General features: G+C 72.4%; 19 protein-coding genes and 1 pseudogene. 8 read left to right on the forward strand and 12 right to left on the reverse strand.

Annotation, left to right across the window (positions count from 1 at the left end):
* The first annotated feature begins 206 nt into the window (after positions 1-206).
* The 5 genes and pseudogenes from ACF059_RS19570 to ACF059_RS19590 all read left to right on the forward strand — a co-directional run.
* A complete protein-coding gene (locus ACF059_RS19570) occupies positions 207-782 on the forward strand; it encodes a DUF5994 family protein (RefSeq protein WP_392058650.1) in 576 nt (191 codons plus the stop codon).
* A gap of 5 nt (positions 783-787) precedes the next feature.
* Positions 788-976 (forward strand): hypothetical protein, encoded by a 189-nt coding sequence (locus ACF059_RS19575; RefSeq protein WP_392058653.1) that lies wholly within the window; start codon positions 788-790, stop codon positions 974-976.
* 94 nt (positions 977-1,070) lie between these two features.
* Positions 1,071-1,337 carry a hypothetical protein gene (locus ACF059_RS19580; protein ID WP_392058656.1) on the forward strand — a complete coding sequence of 89 codons (267 nt, stop codon included), beginning with the start codon at positions 1,071-1,073 and terminating at the stop codon, positions 1,335-1,337.
* 50 nt (positions 1,338-1,387) lie between these two features.
* Positions 1,388-1,672 carry a hypothetical protein gene (locus ACF059_RS19585; protein WP_392058658.1) on the forward strand — a complete coding sequence of 95 codons (285 nt, stop codon included), beginning with the start codon at positions 1,388-1,390 and terminating at the stop codon, positions 1,670-1,672.
* Between the two features lie 262 nt (positions 1,673-1,934).
* Positions 1,935-2,183, forward strand: a pseudogene (locus ACF059_RS19590) (STAS domain-containing protein); the annotation flags it as partial.
* Positions 2,184-2,277: 94 nt separating this feature from the next.
* On the opposite strand, the gene ACF059_RS19595 reads toward ACF059_RS19590, so the two are convergent.
* From ACF059_RS19595 to ACF059_RS19610, 4 genes are all read right to left on the reverse strand, one after another.
* Entirely contained in the window at positions 2,278-3,192 is a 915-nt protein-coding gene (locus ACF059_RS19595; RefSeq protein WP_392058661.1) for a DUF1206 domain-containing protein, read from the reverse strand.
* A gap of 51 nt (positions 3,193-3,243) precedes the next feature.
* Positions 3,244-3,417 carry a CsbD family protein gene (locus ACF059_RS19600; protein WP_392058663.1) on the reverse strand — a complete coding sequence of 58 codons (174 nt, stop codon included), beginning with the start codon at positions 3,415-3,417 and terminating at the stop codon, positions 3,244-3,246.
* 85 nt (positions 3,418-3,502) lie between these two features.
* Positions 3,503-3,919, reverse strand: a complete 417-nt coding sequence (locus tag ACF059_RS19605) for a hypothetical protein (protein ID WP_392058666.1) — start codon at positions 3,917-3,919, stop codon at positions 3,503-3,505.
* 134 nt (positions 3,920-4,053) lie between these two features.
* Positions 4,054-4,689 carry a TetR/AcrR family transcriptional regulator gene (locus tag ACF059_RS19610; RefSeq protein WP_392058669.1) on the reverse strand — a complete coding sequence of 212 codons (636 nt, stop codon included), beginning with the start codon at positions 4,687-4,689 and terminating at the stop codon, positions 4,054-4,056.
* A gap of 79 nt (positions 4,690-4,768) precedes the next feature.
* On the opposite strand from ACF059_RS19610, the gene ACF059_RS19615 reads away from it, so the two are divergent.
* Positions 4,769-5,740: an alpha/beta fold hydrolase gene (locus ACF059_RS19615; protein WP_392058672.1), complete on the forward strand. Its 972-nt coding sequence runs from the start codon at positions 4,769-4,771 to the stop codon at positions 5,738-5,740.
* On the opposite strand, the gene ACF059_RS19620 is transcribed toward ACF059_RS19615, so the two are convergent.
* Both ACF059_RS19620 and ACF059_RS19625 read right to left on the reverse strand, forming a co-directional pair.
* Positions 5,724-6,284 (reverse strand): hypothetical protein, encoded by a 561-nt coding sequence (locus ACF059_RS19620; protein WP_392058675.1) that lies wholly within the window; start codon positions 6,282-6,284, stop codon positions 5,724-5,726. The two genes, ACF059_RS19615 and ACF059_RS19620, sit on opposite strands and share 17 nt — an antisense overlap.
* 202 nt (positions 6,285-6,486) lie before the next feature.
* The gene (locus ACF059_RS19625; RefSeq protein ID WP_392058678.1) at positions 6,487-7,206 is read right to left on the reverse strand and encodes a DUF4232 domain-containing protein; all 720 of its coding nucleotides are present in this window, start codon (positions 7,204-7,206) and stop codon (positions 6,487-6,489) included.
* A 344-nt stretch (positions 7,207-7,550) separates the two neighbouring features.
* Between ACF059_RS19625 and ACF059_RS19630 the strand changes: the two genes are divergently transcribed.
* Positions 7,551-8,966 (forward strand): helix-turn-helix domain-containing protein, encoded by a 1,416-nt coding sequence (locus ACF059_RS19630; protein ID WP_392058681.1) that lies wholly within the window; start codon positions 7,551-7,553, stop codon positions 8,964-8,966.
* 2 nt (positions 8,967-8,968) lie between these two features.
* Here the strand turns inward: ACF059_RS19630 and ACF059_RS19635 are convergent, their stop codons facing one another.
* Genes ACF059_RS19635 through ACF059_RS19645 form a run of 3 tightly spaced genes read right to left on the reverse strand, consistent with a single transcriptional unit; the run spans position 8,969 to position 10,072 of the window.
* Positions 8,969-9,313, reverse strand: coding sequence for a hypothetical protein (locus tag ACF059_RS19635; protein ID WP_392058684.1), 345 nt, complete (start codon positions 9,311-9,313; stop codon positions 8,969-8,971).
* Entirely contained in the window at positions 9,294-9,728 is a 435-nt protein-coding gene (locus ACF059_RS19640; protein WP_392058687.1) for a MerR family transcriptional regulator, read from the reverse strand. The genes ACF059_RS19635 and ACF059_RS19640 overlap by 20 nt, the downstream gene beginning before the upstream one ends.
* Positions 9,729-9,736: 8 nt before the next feature.
* The gene (locus ACF059_RS19645; RefSeq protein ID WP_392058690.1) at positions 9,737-10,072 is read right to left on the reverse strand and encodes a hypothetical protein; all 336 of its coding nucleotides are present in this window, start codon (positions 10,070-10,072) and stop codon (positions 9,737-9,739) included.
* A gap of 140 nt (positions 10,073-10,212) precedes the next feature.
* On the opposite strand from ACF059_RS19645, the gene ACF059_RS19650 reads away from it, so the two are divergent.
* Complete coding sequence (locus tag ACF059_RS19650; RefSeq protein WP_392058693.1) at positions 10,213-10,872, forward strand: class I SAM-dependent methyltransferase; 660 nt, start codon at positions 10,213-10,215, stop codon at positions 10,870-10,872.
* Between the two features lie 145 nt (positions 10,873-11,017).
* Here ACF059_RS19650 and ACF059_RS19655 read toward each other — a convergent pair whose 3' ends face one another.
* The 3 genes from ACF059_RS19655 to ACF059_RS19665 form a co-directional block, all read right to left on the reverse strand.
* Positions 11,018-13,627 carry an ABC transporter permease gene (locus ACF059_RS19655; protein WP_392058696.1) on the reverse strand — a complete coding sequence of 870 codons (2,610 nt, stop codon included), beginning with the start codon at positions 13,625-13,627 and terminating at the stop codon, positions 11,018-11,020.
* An 87-nt stretch (positions 13,628-13,714) separates the two neighbouring features.
* The gene (locus tag ACF059_RS19660; protein ID WP_392058699.1) at positions 13,715-14,521 is read right to left on the reverse strand and encodes an ABC transporter ATP-binding protein; all 807 of its coding nucleotides are present in this window, start codon (positions 14,519-14,521) and stop codon (positions 13,715-13,717) included.
* Positions 14,522-15,131: 610 nt separating this feature from the next.
* The gene (locus tag ACF059_RS19665; RefSeq protein ID WP_392058702.1) at positions 15,132-16,391 is read right to left on the reverse strand and encodes an ATP-binding protein; all 1,260 of its coding nucleotides are present in this window, start codon (positions 16,389-16,391) and stop codon (positions 15,132-15,134) included.
* Between the last annotated feature and the right edge of the window lie 4 nt (positions 16,392-16,395).

Here is a 16,395-nt window from a genome sequence, read left to right on the forward strand (position 1 = left end):
GTCGGCCTGCCGTTCTTTCACGGTACTCCCGCCACCCGCTCCGCGGCCCACCGGAAAATGCCTGCTCAGGCGGGTCACAGTCCATCGAACAGGCGTACAGTGGAAACACCGGGAGCACTTCGCACACCGGCTTCACGCGGGTGTCGTTTCCGGCGATCGCCTCGATACCGGGCTGCCGACGGGCAGTCCGGGGGCAGGTCCACATCATGACCACGACCCTCGAACGGACCGCGCCCCGCGACCTCGCCGCAGAGCTTCCGGCTCGCTTGTCCCTCACCCCCAAGAGCACGCTCGCCGGCCAGCTGGACGGCGCCTGGTGGCCCTGCTCCCGAGATCTCGAAGCCGAGCTCCCGGTGTTGCTGGCTGCCCTGGACGAGCCCTGGGGCCGCATCACCCGCGTCACCGTGAACCCCACCCGCTGGCCCGTCGTACCGCGCACCGTGCCCATGGACGGGCGCACGCTGCACGTGGGCCGGTTCACCGAACAGGACCCCGACAAGCTGATCCTGCTCTCCTACACCGTCGGCCGCTGGGACCTCCTCGTGATCCCGCCCGAGACCGCACCCGCAGCCGCGGCCCGCCTGATGGCCGCCGCGACGGTACCGGGCAGCGTCCTCACCTCGGGCGCGCTGATGACCAACGAAACTGCCATCGGGCGCGACCTCCGCGACACCCGTCGCCGGCAGGACACCTGGGAGGGCGAAGGCGGGGCGTGCACGTCCGCCTCCGGGGACCTGCCGGACCGAAGCACCCTCCCGCCGCCCGGAAACGGCTGGAGGTGAGCTTCATGGAGACCGTCGTCCTCATCGCGGTGATCACCCTCGCGATCGCCATCGGAATGCGCTGGATCCACCTGCTGAACGCCCAGCACCACGCGCGGATCGAGGCCTACCACTTCAGCGACCCCCTGCCGAGGCCTCCCGGCCTACCGGACGACACCGGTCGTCGAGCCCTCCACGCGGATGCCGACCGGTGAGGAACAGACCTTCCTCCGACCGGGGGCAGCGGTCGGGGCGCCACGGCGCCCCGACCCGCCGGCCTCCCCCCTCCCTGAAAGGGAACACGCCCACGTGAAGTACATCGAGACCCAGACCCTGCCGTCGCTCGGGCACGCCGAGGTACGGATCATCGCGCACACGCCCGAAGCCGCCCGCCTGGTCGCGGAAGCCCTTCGCGGCTGCTTCGCCGGAGCGGAACAGCGCAGCTACCCCGGCCTCGACGGCGACACCCGCCTCCACCTCACCGTGGACACGGCAACACCCGCCGGCCCCACCCGCGCGCGGCCGGCCGCCGGCCTGTCCCCCGTCGGCGCCGGCGCCCACTCCGACGAGATCTGAGAAGACCCGGCGGGCCCCGGAGCGCACCCCTCACACGGAAGGACGCGGCCATGGCCACACTGCACGAACGCAAGACCTACCGCGATCAGGTGCTCCGGGCCCTGTACGAAGCCGTCGAAGGCAACCGGCTCCTCGGCATCACCGGAGCACGGCTGCGGCGCGACCTGCACGTGCCGGAACAGGACCTGGCCGCCGCCTGCACTTACCTGGCCGGCGAAGGACTGATCACCGTCGACTGGGAACCCGGCAACACCCCCGCGATGGTCACCCTCACCCATGAGGGAATCCGGCGCATGGAGGCCGAGGAGGAAGGCACGGCCCCGGGCCCGGCCTGACCGAAAGGCACGTACGGGCGTCGTCTGGACTGCGGCCATGGCGTCTGGGACTGTGAGGGGACAACCAGCCTGGTCTGGTGGGAGATCCCGCGCCGCCCCTACGGCCATACCAGTGGCCAAGGCCTGGTACGGGTGGTCTCGCTCGGCTGCGCGCGGCCCTACGCCACGCGCTCAGCGGCCCTTTCTCCCGCATCGGCGGGCGACCGTGAAGGGCTCGACCCCTGAACGGGGACGAACCATGAACGACGGCATCCGCGTCACCATGAGCCACGACCCAGAAGTCACGGTCATCACGGTGGCCGGTGAACTGGACATGGACACCTGCCCGACCCTCCGCCAGGCCACCGCCGCCGCGGCTGCCCATGGCGCGCCTTTGCACCTGGACCTCGTCGGTGTGCCCTTCATGGACGTCTTCGCACTGCACCTGCTGCTCGACCTCCGGCACGACTTCCAGCAGCGTCAGGCACCGTTGACCATCAGCGGATTCCAGCGGCAGCCGACACGGCTCCTCACCCTCACCTCCAGCGAGCACCTGCAGCTTCGCTATACCCGCCGCGCGCTCGAACGGAGACAAGCGGCCCACGGCATCGGACGCGATGCCCTCGCTAGGGCGCACTTGGACGCGTCTGCGAGCCCGGGGCCTCGTTCGGCTGCTCTGCCGAGGTGCCGTGTTCAGGGGCTTTACGCCAGCGGACTTCGCAGAACGAGTAGAGGCCGAACAGCAGGAGGCCCACCGCCGCCGCGATCAGCAGCACAGGCCCGGCGGGCGTGGCGGCGAACGAACGCAGCGTCTCGTCCATGCCCTTGGCTTCCCCGGGATCGAACCGCACCGCGGCCAGCACGACGAACAGCCCGGACACCGCCGCGACCACGCCGGTCGCCACACCGCCGACGATGCCCAGCCCCGCGACGACCCGCCGCGTCACCAGGCTCATCTTGCCCGTCCGCAAATTCTGCTCGAATTTCCGCATCAGGCTCCGGACCACGATCACCACGCCGACGATGACCAGGACGGCTCCCACCACACCGACGAGCACCCGTCCGAAAGGCCAGGTCAGCACCCTCGCGGTGTAGTCCTTCGACGCCTCATCGCCGGGACGGCCCCCGGCGGACCCACCGACCAGCGCGGTCTGCACCACCCCGATACAGATCACGGCGTAGAAGACCGCCAGCCCCAAAGAGCCCAGGCGCCGGGTCCACTTGTCACCGCCCGTCACCGCCTGTCCGAACGCGGCCTCGGACAGGCGCCACAGCGCCATGGCCGCCAGTCCCACGACCAGCGCCCACAGCAGCACCCGCCCGAACGGCTGCTCGCCGATGGTCCGCACCGCACCCGACCGGTCAGCCTCCTTGCCGCTGTCGCCGCCGAACCCCATCTGCACGGCCAGCAGCCCCACCAGTACGTAGATCACACCGCGCGCGGAGAGTCCGACCCTGGACAGGACCTCCATGGCACGGCTGTTGGAAACACGCCGCCCCGGGGATCCGGCCTGGGCGGCACTGCCGTTCCGTATGGCCATACCCGGCACCTCCGGAGCCCTTCCGTGGGGCGGGCAGGGCGGGCGCAGTGGTCAGTGCTTGAAAACGTCCTTGATCCTCGCCCCAGCCTGCTTGACGTTGCCCTTGACCTGGTCACCACGACCTTCGGCCCGAAGGTGCCAGTTGCCGGTGACACGGCCGGCGGTCTTCTTGGCGCCGCCCTTGACCGCCTCGGCCTTGTGCGCGATCTTCTTGCCGATACTCACCGGTCGTCACCCTTCGTCGTGTTCTGCCGGCGACGCCCCGTCCGGGGGTGCCCGGCGGTTGGTTGGCAGCGCGCGGCCTGCCGGCCTACCGGGGCTCGGATCGACGCTTGAAGGGGTTGAGCCCCCTGCGGCGCTCGCCTTCGGGGGTGGGCTCTCGCGCGCTCGTCCTCTGCGGGCGGGAGATACCGCGCTCGTCTTCGACGTCTTCGCGGTCGTTGCCGACAGTGGCCGTCTCGCGGCGCGCCGTGCGTTTGGGGTATGCGTCGTGGCCGCGGCGAGAGGTGCGGCGGGCAGCAGCCAGGAGAAGGCTCAGCCCGAGCATGGCCACGGCCCCGACGACGATGCCGTAGAGGAAGAGTGAGCCGGTGGAGCCGGTGACGTGGTAGTCGAATACGGAGAATTCACCGGTCAGCGCGTGGGCGCTGCCGTCGTTGGCGACGACGCCGGTCACGCCGACGACCAGCGCGGCGATCAAGAGGATGAGTCCGAGGATGACGAGCATGGCGCCCTCCGTAGGGACACTCGCTGTCTCTCCACCGTAGGACTGCGCTGTCCGGGAAGCCACCGCCGGGGGGCGGACCTAGTCTGGATGATCGATACCGAACCGGGCGCCGCGCGTGAGCGCTTCTTGACACGTCAGGTTGATCCCGCGCCCATCCCGGAGGTCTCGGCAGTCACGAAGATCCGGTCCAGGTGGTGACGGAGCACCGCGATCGTGGACTCCGGACTCCGCTGGCCCACGAGGATGCTCGTACCCATGGTCGCCGCCATCGCGAGCAGGCTGATGGCCTCCGTGCGGGCGTCGGCGTCCGGGTCGGCCAGGCCGGCTTGCTGAGCCTGCTCAAGGAGTCCGGTCAGGGCGTTCTCCGCGGCGTCCGGGTTGTCGATGAAGGGCTGAGCGGCCAGCGCCCCGTCGGTCACGGACAGGATCGCGTAGGAGCTGTACAGCAGGTGGAACGTGCGGCTCTCCTCGTCCGTCGGGAGCGAGGCCAGCAGCAGCGCCTCCACCGTGGCCCGGGGGCCCGGGTCCGGGCCGGCGGCGGCCAGGCGGGCGGAGACCCTGGCGGTGAAGCGGTCGGTCAGGTGCTGCAGGCCGTAGAAGAGCAGCTTCTCCTTGGTCTCGAAGTAGTACTGCACGAGCCGGAGCGACACCCCGGCCTCTGCGGCCACGTCGCGCATGCCGACCGCGTGCAGCCCCCGCCGTCCCGCGACCCGGATGAGCGCCTCGGCGATCTGGGCGCGGCGCTCCTCGTGATCCACGCGCTTGGGCATGTTCCCGTATCTCCGGCCGTCGATGGGGGTTCGCGCTCGGCTCACCCGGACCTTTACATGATACCGATGTACCACATTGATGATACGGTCGTACCACGAAGAACGGATTCTCACAGGAGGTGCCGCCGTGCCCGTGAACCCCAATGTCGGCCGTTACGTCAACGACACCCTGCGCGACCGCTACTTCGCGGCCGAGGACGTACTCCACGCGATGGGGGCGCCCATCCGCTCCGAGACGGACGTCGAGACGAGTTTCGGCACCACCCACGTCTACCGGTACGGGCCCACGGACCCGGCCGCCGCATCGCGGACCCCGATCGTCCTGATCCACGGCGCGGGCTACAGCTCGGCGATGTGGTACCCCAACACCCCCGGGCTCAGCCTCGACCGCCCCGTCTACGCCCTCGACACCCCGGGCGACGCGAACCGCAGCGTCCACCGCGAGCCGATGTGGCAGCCCGAGCGCGCCGCCCAGTGGATGGACGAGGCCCTCGACGCGCTGGGCCTCGACCGGGTCCACCTCGTCGGCTCCTCCTACGGCGGCTGGCTCGTGCTCAACCAGGCCCACCGGCGGCCCGGACGGCTCGCCTCGGTCACCGCCCTCGACCCCGGCGGCCTGGAGAAGGTCGGCCTGCGCTTCTTCGTCTGGATCTTCGTGAGCCTGTTCGCCACCCTCGCCCCGAAGGCCCTGCGCCCCCGGCTCGCCAAGTGGCTGGACCAGCCGGTCATCGCCGTCCCCGAGATGCGCAAGTGGATCCAGCTCGGCGCCCGCGCGTACCGGATCCGCCGCCCCGCGCCCCTGCCGCTGGCCGAGGACGCGCTGCGGTCCATCCGGACCCCGCTCTACGTCATCATGGGCAAGCACAGCCTGCTCGTACACCCCAAGCGGCAGCTGGAACGCGTACCGCGCCTCGTCCTCGGAGCCCGCGCCGAGATCATCACCGCGACCGGGCACGGCCCGCAGATCGACCACCCCGACGTGGTCAACGCCCGGATGCTGTCCTTCATGGAGGACGTCGACTCCCTCGACCCTGCTACGGCCGACGCATAGGGCCACCGCGGCAGCGAGCAGCAGCCGAGCAAGCGTCGGGAGCGTGCTCGAAGAGAAGTCTCAGGGGCGGCCGCGGCGGTGGCCACGGGGCAGGGCACCGTCGGCAGTTCGTGGTACCTCCATAGGCCGAAGTTCCTGGATCGTCGATGTCCACTGTGATTTCCACGCCAGAGGTTGAGCCGAAGGTGGCCGTGTTTCCGGACAGCTGGATCCGATCAAACGGATTGGATTCCGTGAAGAGGATCGCCCAGGTGAGCGCACGGTCGACAGTCAACCGCGCAATGAAACCCTCCGACCCGTACGAACCTTCGCCGCCCCACAGCAGCCCTTTACTTCCCAGGTCTGCTGCGACCAGCCCGTCAACCGAAGTGGCCCAAGAGGGATCGCGGTCCAGCATTTCATCGAGATCGAACGGGGCGAGCACCCTGAAACCGCTCGGGGCGTCGGAGTCGAGGTTGATGTCGTAGGACCGCCCATCTGCACGATGCAGGGCGTCTCTGATGGGAAGCTGAAAATCTTCCCAGAGGCGTTCGATCGCGGTCATGTGACTCGCACTTCCCGTTGCGCGCGGTGCGGCCTCTTCTGGTCCCGTTGGAGGGACCGGCTCGCCTGGTTCGTTTCCATTCTCGGGCTGGCTTGAGTTCGGCGAGGCCGTCGTCCAGCGGTTTCTTGCCCAGGGCAGGTGAGCCTGCCCGGTGACACGCCCCGAGGGACGGCCGGGGGCGCTGCGGCCCCCGGAACTCCGTTCAGAAGGCGTTCAGTGCGTCGTGGGGGGTGGTGCGGTACAGGCCGACCTTCGGGTTGGCGACGCTGCCCGGCTTGGCCAGCGGGAGGCTGACGCCGTCCGCGTTCGGCATGTGCTCCTTGTCGGCCAGGACGTTGACCTCGTCGGCCACGGGGCCGGCGCCGCCCGACGGGTTGAGGTTCACGGCCGCGTACGCGGTGGCGCCGGGGTGTACCGGGTACGCCGGGGCGCCGCCCAGTCCACCGGGGGCCGTGGCCTGGAGACCGAGGGCGCCGCCCTTGGCGCTGAAGCCGACGGTGGGGAAGTAGTCCAGGCCGCAGGAGGTGGAACCGTTGTTGGTCACGGTGATGACGCGGACGGTGGCCGGAGCGCCCGTCGGGGAGGTGACGTTGACGGTCAGGTCGCGCGCCTTGCAGGGGTGGGTGTAGGCGTAGGAGTCACCGGTGTTCCCCGTGTCCTTGCCGCCCGAACCACTCTTCGCCGGGGTGGTGGTGACCGTGCCGGTTCCGGTTCCGGTGCCCTTGCCGGCGGACGGGGCTGCGGATCCCTCCCCGGACGGTGTCACGGTCCCGGTCGAGACCGGCTTGTCCGCGGCCTTGGTCGCGGCGGGGTCGGCGGCCGCTCCGCCGGCGCTGTCCGAGCCGCCGCAGGCGGTGAGGGCCAGGGCGAGGGCGGCGGTGGCGGTGGCCAGGGCGGTGGTGCGGAGTCGGTAGGTGCGCATGGGGAACTCTCCGTGTCGTCGGTTCGGTGCGGTCGTCAGGCGGAGGCTTTCGCTTCCTTTTCTCTGACGAGACGTGGGGTGGGGATGGTGATTCGGCCAGTGGTGGCGTAGGTGGCCGATGGCGGTTGGTGGGGGCTCCTCGTTGGGGCCCTCCCGTTGCGACCGCCGCATCCGTCCGCCGATCCGATCGGCGGACCGGCGGGCTGATGACCCAACTGTGCGGCGGGTTTTGTCCCAGTGGCGTCCGCACCGGGATAGTAGGAACCCTGGAACGCTCCCGACCCTTCTCACCTGGGCGATCGGGCGAGCCTGGAACGTGCTTCCGGGATGAGGGGGAGGGTGGAATGGCCACGGAGACGGAGCGGTTCGCGGAGTTGATGCGCGGATTCAAGGAGCGCTCGGGCCGCAGCTACGGCACGCTCGCGAAGCGTCTGCACTCCAGCAACTCGACGCTGCACCGGTATTGCAGCGGCGCGGCAGTGCCTACGGATTACGCCCCGGTGGAGCGGTTCGCACGAGTCTGCGGTGCCTCGGCCGACGAACTGGTCGCGCTGCATCAGCAGTGGTTGCTGGCGCTGGTGGAGCGGCGGCGGGGGGCGACGGAGGGGCAGGCCCCGGCGGGCGGGGCCGGTGAGGCTTCGGAGGTCCGGCCGCAGGCGGAGAGCGGCCCCACACCGGCCCCGGCGCCCGCGGTGGAGTCCGCCCCCGCGCCCGCGGTGGGGTCCGTTCCGGCGCCCGGACCTGCCGCTGCCGAGGCAGCGGCGCCGGTGCCTACGCCCGCCCCCGCCCCGGCAGCGGAGGCAGCCGCCGACGCCCCCGCCGCGGTCCTCCAGCCGGGCTCCGCCCGGGGCCCCGTACCCAGGGGCCGGCGTCCTCGGCTGCTGCTCGCCGTTGCGGCCGCCGTGGCCACCGCCGCGGTGGCGGGGACCGCCGCAGCCATCTCCGCCATGGGCGATACGGGTCACGGGAACCCGCGCCACGGCGCCGTCCAGCCGTCCTCGCGCGAGCGGGCGGCGGCGGGTCCGGCCGTGCCGTCCGGCGGGCCGTCGTCACCCACGCCCAGCGCCGATTCCGCGTCCCCGTCCGGCACCGGACCGTCGTCCCCCTCGGCAGCCGCGCCCAAGGAGGGGGCCTCCCCCACGGCCCCGTTCACGGTCAACGTCCTGCCCGACAACTGGGACAGCCCCTGCGACCAGTGGTTCGCCCTGGACAAGGCGCCTGGCACGGTCCCCCCGCCCCCGGCCGGGCAGGCGACCGAAGGGTGGGCCCGGGCCCTGGGCGCCGTCCCGGCGGGGCACCTGCGCATGCAGCTGACCGTCCAGGGCACCGAGAACAAGCCCGCGGTCCTGCACGCGCTGTACGTCCATGTCGTGAGCGGCCGCAAGGCTCCCGGCTGGAACGCGTACACCATGGGCTCCGGCTGCGGCGGCGCGCTGGTGCCGGCGTCCTTCGCCGTGGACCTGGACGACGCCTCCCCGAGGGCCAGGCCCGTACCCGGCAAGGAGGGCGAGCGGCCGACGGCGTCGACCGACTTCCCGTACAAGGTCTCCGCCACCGACCCGCAGGTGCTGAACGTCGACGCCGCCACGCTCGGTCAGGACGTCAGCTGGTACCTGGAGCTGGCCTGGAGCAGCGGCGACCGCCAGGGCACCACCCGCATCGACGACCACGGCCGCCCGTTCCGCACGGTCGCCCTGAACGCCGGCCACAGCTACTGGTACAACGAGGGCAAGAACGCCTGGCTGCCGGACACGCAGTGAACCTACGCACTTGACCCGCGCCGGGCGGAGGACGACCGGCAGCCGCATCCGTCCCCTTTCCCTGTGGTGTTCGCTGCGCAGGAGCAGATGCGGCTGCCACTGCGGCGCCGCTGTCCGAGCCACCAGGTTCCCCCGGCCAGCACGGCCAAGACGGCAGCGAGGGCGGGCAGCCGGCCGACGACGGCCCCTGCTCCGGCGCCCAGGACCCCCGCGGTGACCAGGACGGGCAGGGCGCAGCAGGCCACGCAGGCCAGGGCCGCCAGGCCGGCGAGTGCCGTGGGGGCCTTGCGGGCGGTGGGGGCCTTGCGAGCCTTGGGGGGAAGCGGGTCAGCAGCAGGGGCCGCCATGGCGGTTCTCCTCGGCGAGGTCGGTGAAGGGGATCGGGCAGCACGGGCTCTGGGCGCAGACGGTCAGGTCGTCGCAGCCCGCCTCGACGGCGGTGGCCAGGGCGGTGCGGAGGGTGGTGAGGTCGGCGATCTTCGCGTCGACCTCGGCGAGCTTCGCGGCGGCCCGCTCCTGCAGGCCCGGGACCGGACGGCCGTGGCGGTGGCGGCCGGCCTCCAGCAGCTCGGCGACCTCGTCCAGGGTGAAGCCGAGGCGCTGGGCGGCCTTGATGACCCGCAGTACGGTCACCGCTTCCTCGTCGTACAGGCGGTGCCCGCCGTTGCTGCGCTCGGGCACGGCCAGCAGGCCGCGCCGCTCGTAGTAGCGCAGCGTCTGGATGTTCACCCCGGCCGCGTCGGCGACCTGCCCACTGCGCATGCGCCCGCTCACAGGGTCGCCCCTGCGGCACCGGCCCGTACGGCGAGGGCCTCCAGAACCACCTGGTGATCGCCCTCGACCCGAACGTCCAGCACGTTCGCGGCCTCGCCGGGACTGATCGTGAAGGTGAAGAACGAGCAGCAGGCGCTCTCACGTCCCACCAGATCACGCACCTGCTCCTCGACCGCCGGCCCGCCGGCCAAGACGAGGCGCAAGGCCTGCGGCCCGGTCCAGGACACCGAGGTCAGCTGCTCGGCCAGCAACGCGTCCCACTCCGCGACCCGCAGGGGCTGAGCCTCTGTGGGCAGGGTGCAGGACTGCGGCACCCACGCCAGACCGCTCATCGCGCTCTCCCGTCGTCACGCCCCCACAGGCGGGGACACTTCCGACGGTAAACCTGTACCTGGGTACCGGTTGCAAGCCGCTCCCACGTGCCCGGCGGGTTCTACGCTGGCCGATACCCACGAGCAGGAGGCGGACCATCGTGACGGACGACGAGCTGGCGGACGTGCAGCAGGCGCACTGGCAGGCCACGTACGCCGCGCATCCCGGCATGTACGGGGAGCAGCCCTCGGCAGCGGCCGTGTACGCCGCCGCCGAGTTCCGGGCCGCCGACGCGACCGAGGTGCTGGAGCTCGGCGCGGGTCACGGCCGCGACGCCCTGTACTTCGCGCGCGAGGGCTTCACCGTCCACGCCACCGACTTCAGCCCCACCGGTCTGGAGCAGCTCCGGGAAGCCGCTCGCGCCGAGGGGATCGGCGGGCGGGTCACCGCCTCGGTGCACGACGTACGCGAACCGCTGCCGCTGCCCGACGCCTGCGTCGACGGCGTGTTCGCCCACATGCTGCTGTGCATGGCCCTGTCCACGAAGGAGATCCACGACCTCGTGGACGAGGTCCGCCGGGTCCTGCGGCCGGGCGGCACCTTCGTCTACACGGTCCGCCACACCGGTGACGCCCACTACGGCGCCGGCACGGCCCACGGTGACGACATCTACGAACACGGCGGCTTCGCCGTCCACTTCTTCCCGCGCACCCTGGTCGCCGCCCTCGCCCAGGGCTGGAACCTCACCGAGGTGCACGCCTTCGAGGAGGGCGACCTGCCCCGGCGCCTGTGGCGCGTCACCCAGACCGTGGAGCGCTGACCGCGGCCCCTACCGGACGGGGCGGCAGGACGAACGAGAATCTGCCGCGCCGTCGGCGAGTTGGCGCGGCAGATCTGCGAAGGCATCCTTCGTTGATCCGTACCGCCGGACCGTGAGGCCCTGGAGGCTGGGCGGTGGGTGGGGGTTAGGTCTGGGCTACCGCCTTCAGGGGGCTCAGGGTGGCGGCTCGGTGGGCTGGGAGGGTGGCGGCCAGGGCTGCGGTCGTGGGGGGCAGGAGGCAGGTGAGGAAGAGGGTGCTCCAGGGGAGGGTCAGGGAGTACTGGTCGATCGCGCCGTTGGCGAGTGAGCCGACCGCCCAGGCGGCGAACAGGCCGCCCGCCAGGCCGAGGAGGGTGCCGAAGGTGGCGACCGTCACCGCCTCCAGGCGGATCATCCGGCGGATGCCCGCGCGGTCCATGCCGAGGGCGCGCAGGGCGCCGATCTCGCGGGTGCGTTCCGCGACCGACATGGCCAGGGTGTTCACGATGCCGAGCGCGCCGGTCACGACGCCGATGGCGAGCAGCCCGTACATCACGTTCAGCAGGTCGCTCATGGTGCCGGCGGCCTCGCGGACGAGTTGGGCCCGGTCCTGCACCTTCAGCAGCGGGCTGTTGCCCACGGCGGTGCGCAACCGGCGCTCGGTGGTCTTCGAGACCGCGTCGCCGCTCGTGCGGACGAGGATGCGCTGGACGGAGTCGGGCAGGAAGCTGTGCTTCGCCACGTCGGTACGGGCCCCCAGGACGTCCCGGGCGACCGGGTTGTCCTTGTAGACGCCCACGACGGTGTACTGCTCCGGTTCGTGGCCGCGCCCGATGCGGGCGTTCAGGCGGCTGCCGGTGGTCAGGCCGTGTTCGCGGGCCAGGGTGCGGGAGAGGGCGATGCGGCCCGGGCCGAGGTTTTCGGCGGAGCCGCTGACGAAGTCGAGCTTCATGACGGCGTTCACGGTGTCGGGGTCGACGCCGGAGATCTGACGGACACCGCCGGCGGTGAACAGCGTGGAGTCCGCGACGGCGCTCGCGGTGGCCACGGCGGCGGTGTCGGCCACCCGTCGTACGGCGGCGGGGTCGATGCCGGTCATGGTGCTGCGCGTACTGATCACGTAGTCGGCGCCGAGACCGGCCGCGGCCTGGTGGTCCAGGGCCCGCGCCGTGGAGTGTCCGATGACGGCGAGGCCGGCGACCAGCGCGGTGCTGATCATCAGGGTCGCGGCGGTGGCCGCGGTGCGGCGCGGGTCGCGCAGGGCGTTCTCCCGTGCGAGGTGGCCGGTGATGCCGAGGCGGCCGGTCAGTCGGCCGGTCAGCCGGACCACCGGGACGGCGAGCAGCGGGGCCAGCAGGATCAAGGCCGTGATGAGGAGGGCGCAGCCGAGCATCGCCTTCTGGAGGTTTTCCTCCGAGGCGTCCTTCGCCCCCGTGAGCGACACCAGCCAGCCGACGCCGAGGAGGAGCAGGGCCAGGCCCGCGGCGCCGCGGATGCGGAGTTGGGAGAGCCGGGAGGAGTCGGAGGTGGCGGGGGCTTGTTCGGCTGTGCGCATCGCCTCGACGGGTGCGACCTTCGCCGCCCTGCGCGACGGGAGCCACGCGGCGAGGACGGTGACGCCCACGCCCACGCCGAGCGCCGCCGCGACGGAGCGCGGGCCGATCACCAGGGGGCCTCGGGGCAGCGTGCTGCCGTCGGCGCCGAGGAGGTCGGGCAGGACGGCGGCGATGCCGAGGCCGAGGAGGAACCCGGCCGCCGATGCGACGAGGCCGGTCAGGAGCGCTTCGAGGAGGACGGAGCGGGACACCTGGCGGCGCGAGGCGCCGATCGCGCGCAGCAGGGCGATCTCGCGGGTGCGGCGCGTCACGAGCATGGTGAAGGTGTTGACGATGAGGAAGGAGCCGATGAAGAGCGAGACCCCGGCGAAGAGCAGCGGCAGCTTCTCGTAGCCCCGGGTCAGGGTGTCGACGAGTACGGCCTGCTGGGCGGCCCGTGCGGCGCCGGTCGTGGCCTCGGCGCGGTCGGCCGGGAGGACGTCGGTGACGCGGGCGGCGAGTTCGGACGGGGTGGTGCCGGGCGCGGCGGCCAGGTCTACGCCGGTGTACGTGCCCGGGGACGCGAACAGTTCCTGGGCGGTCGCCTTGTCGAAGAGGGTGAGGGTGCCGCCGGCTGTCACCCGGGTCTCCGTGGTGGTGACGATGCCGACGAGCCGCTTGGTCATGACCGGGCCGTCGGTGGCCAGCGTGATCGTGTCGCCGAGGCGGAAGTGGCCGGCGGCGGCGGTGCCGGTGTCGACGGCGAGTTCGCCGCTGTTCGTGGGGGCGCGGCCGTCGGTCAGGGGATAGCGGCTGTCCTTGCCGTTTTTCCCGTCCTTGCCGTCCTTGCCGACCGTGTTGGGTACGTACGCGGCGGCCAGGTTCGCCCCTGGCTTGCCGGCGCGCAGGGGGGTGCCGTCCGCCGCGTTCAGGGTGGCCGAGCCGTCGACCGACGGGCGTACGGCGGCGACACCGGGGACCTCGGCGAGCTTCCGCGCGAGCGTGTCGTCGAGTACGCCGGCCGGCTGGTCGGCGGGGGCCCCGGGCGGGGGCTCCTTCGCGGTGACGGTGACCGCGATGCCGGTGAAGTTCTTCGACACGGCGGCGCGGTGGGCGGCGGCGGTGGAGTCGGCGAAGACGAGGGTGCCGCAGACGAACGCGACGCCGAGGCAGACCGCGAGGACGGTCATGAGCTGACGGGCCTTGTGCGCGAGGAGGTTGCGCAGGGCTGTTCTGAGCATGGGGAGAGGGGCTTCCGGGACGCGGCTCGACGGAGGCGAGCGGAGGGCGGGGGGCGTGGGCGGGGGGGCGGGGGCGGGGGGCGGTTCCTACGCCTTCGGGGCCCCGGCCGTGTCAGCTCCCCGGGAGAGACGCAGCATCAGGTCCAGGACCCGGTCCGGCGTGGGGTGTGCCATCTCGTCGACGAGGCGGCCGTCGGAGAGGAAGACGACGCGGTCCGCGTAGCCGGCGGCGACGGGGTCGTGGGTGACCATGACCACGGTCTGGCCCAGCTCGCGCACCGAGTCGCGCAGGAAGCCGAGGACCGCGGCTGACGCGTGGGAGTCGAGGTTGCCGGTGGGCTCGTCGCCGAAGACGATCGCAGGGCGGGAGACCAGGGCGCGCGCCACCGCGACGCGCTGCTGCTGGCCGCCCGACAGCTGTGCCGGCCGGTGGTCGAGGCGCTGCGAGAGGCCGACCATGGAGACCACGCGGTCCAGCCACTGCCGGTCGGGGCGGCGCCCGGCGATGCTCAGGGGCAGCGTGATGTTCTCCAGCGCGGTCAGCGTCGGCAGCAGGTTGAACGCCTGGAAGACGAACCCGATCCGGTCGCGGCGCAGTTGTGTGAGCTGCCGGTCGTCGAGCGTGCTCAGTTCGGTGGTGCCGACGCGTACGGAACCGGACGTGGGCGAGTCGAGCCCGGCGGCGCAGTGCATCAGGGTGGACTTGCCGCAGCCGGAGGGGCCCATGATCGCGGTGAACTCGCCCTCCCGGAAGCCGAGGGTGACCCGGTCCAGGGCCACGACCCGGTTGTCACCACTGCCGTAGACCTTCGTCAGGTCGGTGGTGGAGGCCGCGACGCCGGGCGTGGTGTGCGGGGCGTACGGGTCGTACGAGGCGGGGGGACGGGTCGTCACGGGGGACTCCTCTTCGGGTGCGGGAAGGCGCACTTCGAAGGGTGTCGGGGGAATGTATCGGGCCCGGAGCGGGCACGTATCGGAGCCCGCGCCGCTTGGTAGCGGTTGTGTACGGGGCGCCTCCCGGCGGGTACGGGGTGGCCAGGGCGCCGCCGGCTGGGGCGTTGCCAGGCGTAGGTCGGCGCCGAGGAGCTGGTCCTGGCCCAGGGGATGATGGCCGCCCGAGCCGCGCTCCGGCCCGCGCCCGAGTGGAAACGGCGCGGACTGTGGAGTAGCAGGTCGTGCGGGAAGCCGGGGCTGTGGTCGCGTACGACGAACGTACGGCCCTCGACCGTGACCTGCACCGGGGTGCCGCCCCCGTGCCGGTAGGCCGGGAAGGCGGACGCGCCGCTGGCTGCGGGGCCGTCAGGCGGTCACGCCAAAGATGGTCACGCCAAAGGTGGTCACGCCATCAGGCGGACACCCCGCAGGCCGTCGCACCGGGACCCCGTCACGCCGAAGGCCGGAAGGCCGGGGCGGACGGCCACGCCGCAGCCCGGGAGGCCGTCACGCGGTCACGCCAGGCAGGCCGTCAGGCGGTCCCGCTGTAGGCCGAGACGCCGACGGGGGGTCACGCCGGCAAGTGCAGGGTCGCCAGGGCGCCGCCCGTTGGGGCGTTGGTCAGGTGGAGGTCGGCGCCTAGGAGGTGGGCTTGGCCTTGGGCGATGGTCAGGCCCAGGCCGTGGCCTGGGGCGCGTTGGGGGGTGGCCCTGTGGAAGCGGCGGGGGCCGTGGAGCAGGAGGTCGGGTGGGAAGCCGGGGCCGTGGTCGCGTACGGCGACCGTACGGCCCTCGACGGTGACCTCCACCGGGGTGCCGGCCCCGTGGCGGTGGGCGTTGACGACCAGGTTGCTGATGATCCGCTCCAGGCGGCGCGGGTCGGTCTCCACCGTCGGGGTCTTGGTCTCGTTGACCGTGACCGCCGTGTCGAGGCCCGTGCGGGCCACGGCTTCGCGGACCACGGCGTCGAGCGGCACGCGGGCGCGGACGGGCTGCTCGGCGCCCGCGTCGAGGCGGGAGATCTCCAGGAGGTCCTCGACCAGGCCGCGCAGGTCCCGCACCCGGGCGCGGATCAGATCCTCCGTGTCACCCGGCGGCAGCAGGTCGGCCGCCGCCAGCAGGCCGCCGACGGGGGTGCGCAGCTCGTGGGCCACGTCCGCGGTGAACTGGCGCTCGGTGCGCAGCCGTCGGCCGAGGCTGTCGGCCATGAGGTCGACGGTGGCGGCAATGTCGGCCACCTCGTCGTGGCCCTTCGTGGGCCCGGTCCGGGCGTCGAGGTCCCCGGCCGAGATCCGGCCGGCGGTCTGCGAGACCCGCCGCAGCCTGCGGGCGAGCAGCCCGGCTCCGTAGATCGTCAGGGGCGTGGCCGCCGCGAGCGCGAGCAGCGAGGCGAGCGTCATTGCCGCGTCGAGCCGGCGCAGGGTGTGGAGCTCCGAGCTCATGTTGATCTGGACGGCGAGGACCGGGCTCTGGGGGCCGCCCGTGCGCTGGGCGGCCCAGAAGCTCGGGCCCACGTTTCCCTCGACGCGCCCGTCGTAGGCCGTGTGCCGCTTGTCGTCGGCCGGGTCGCGCAGTACGGCGGGCAGTTCGGCCGGGTCCAGGACGGCGCCGTCCGCGAGCGTGCCCGTACGCCGGTGGACGTCCATGGCCGAGTAGAGCGTGTTGACGGCCCGCGCTTCGCCCCGGTCGCGGATGTCGTCCGCGGTCCACAGGTGCACCGAGACGCCCACCACGGCCACGACCAGGCACGCCGTGACCGCGGCGAGCCCGGCGATCTTCCAGCGCAGGGACGCGCGGGCCGGCCACAGCCGGTGGAGGGAACGCGGACGCACCGGC

The organism is Streptomyces sp. NPDC016562, from assembly GCF_043076955.1.
Lineage (GTDB): Bacteria > Actinomycetota > Actinomycetes > Streptomycetales > Streptomycetaceae > Streptomyces.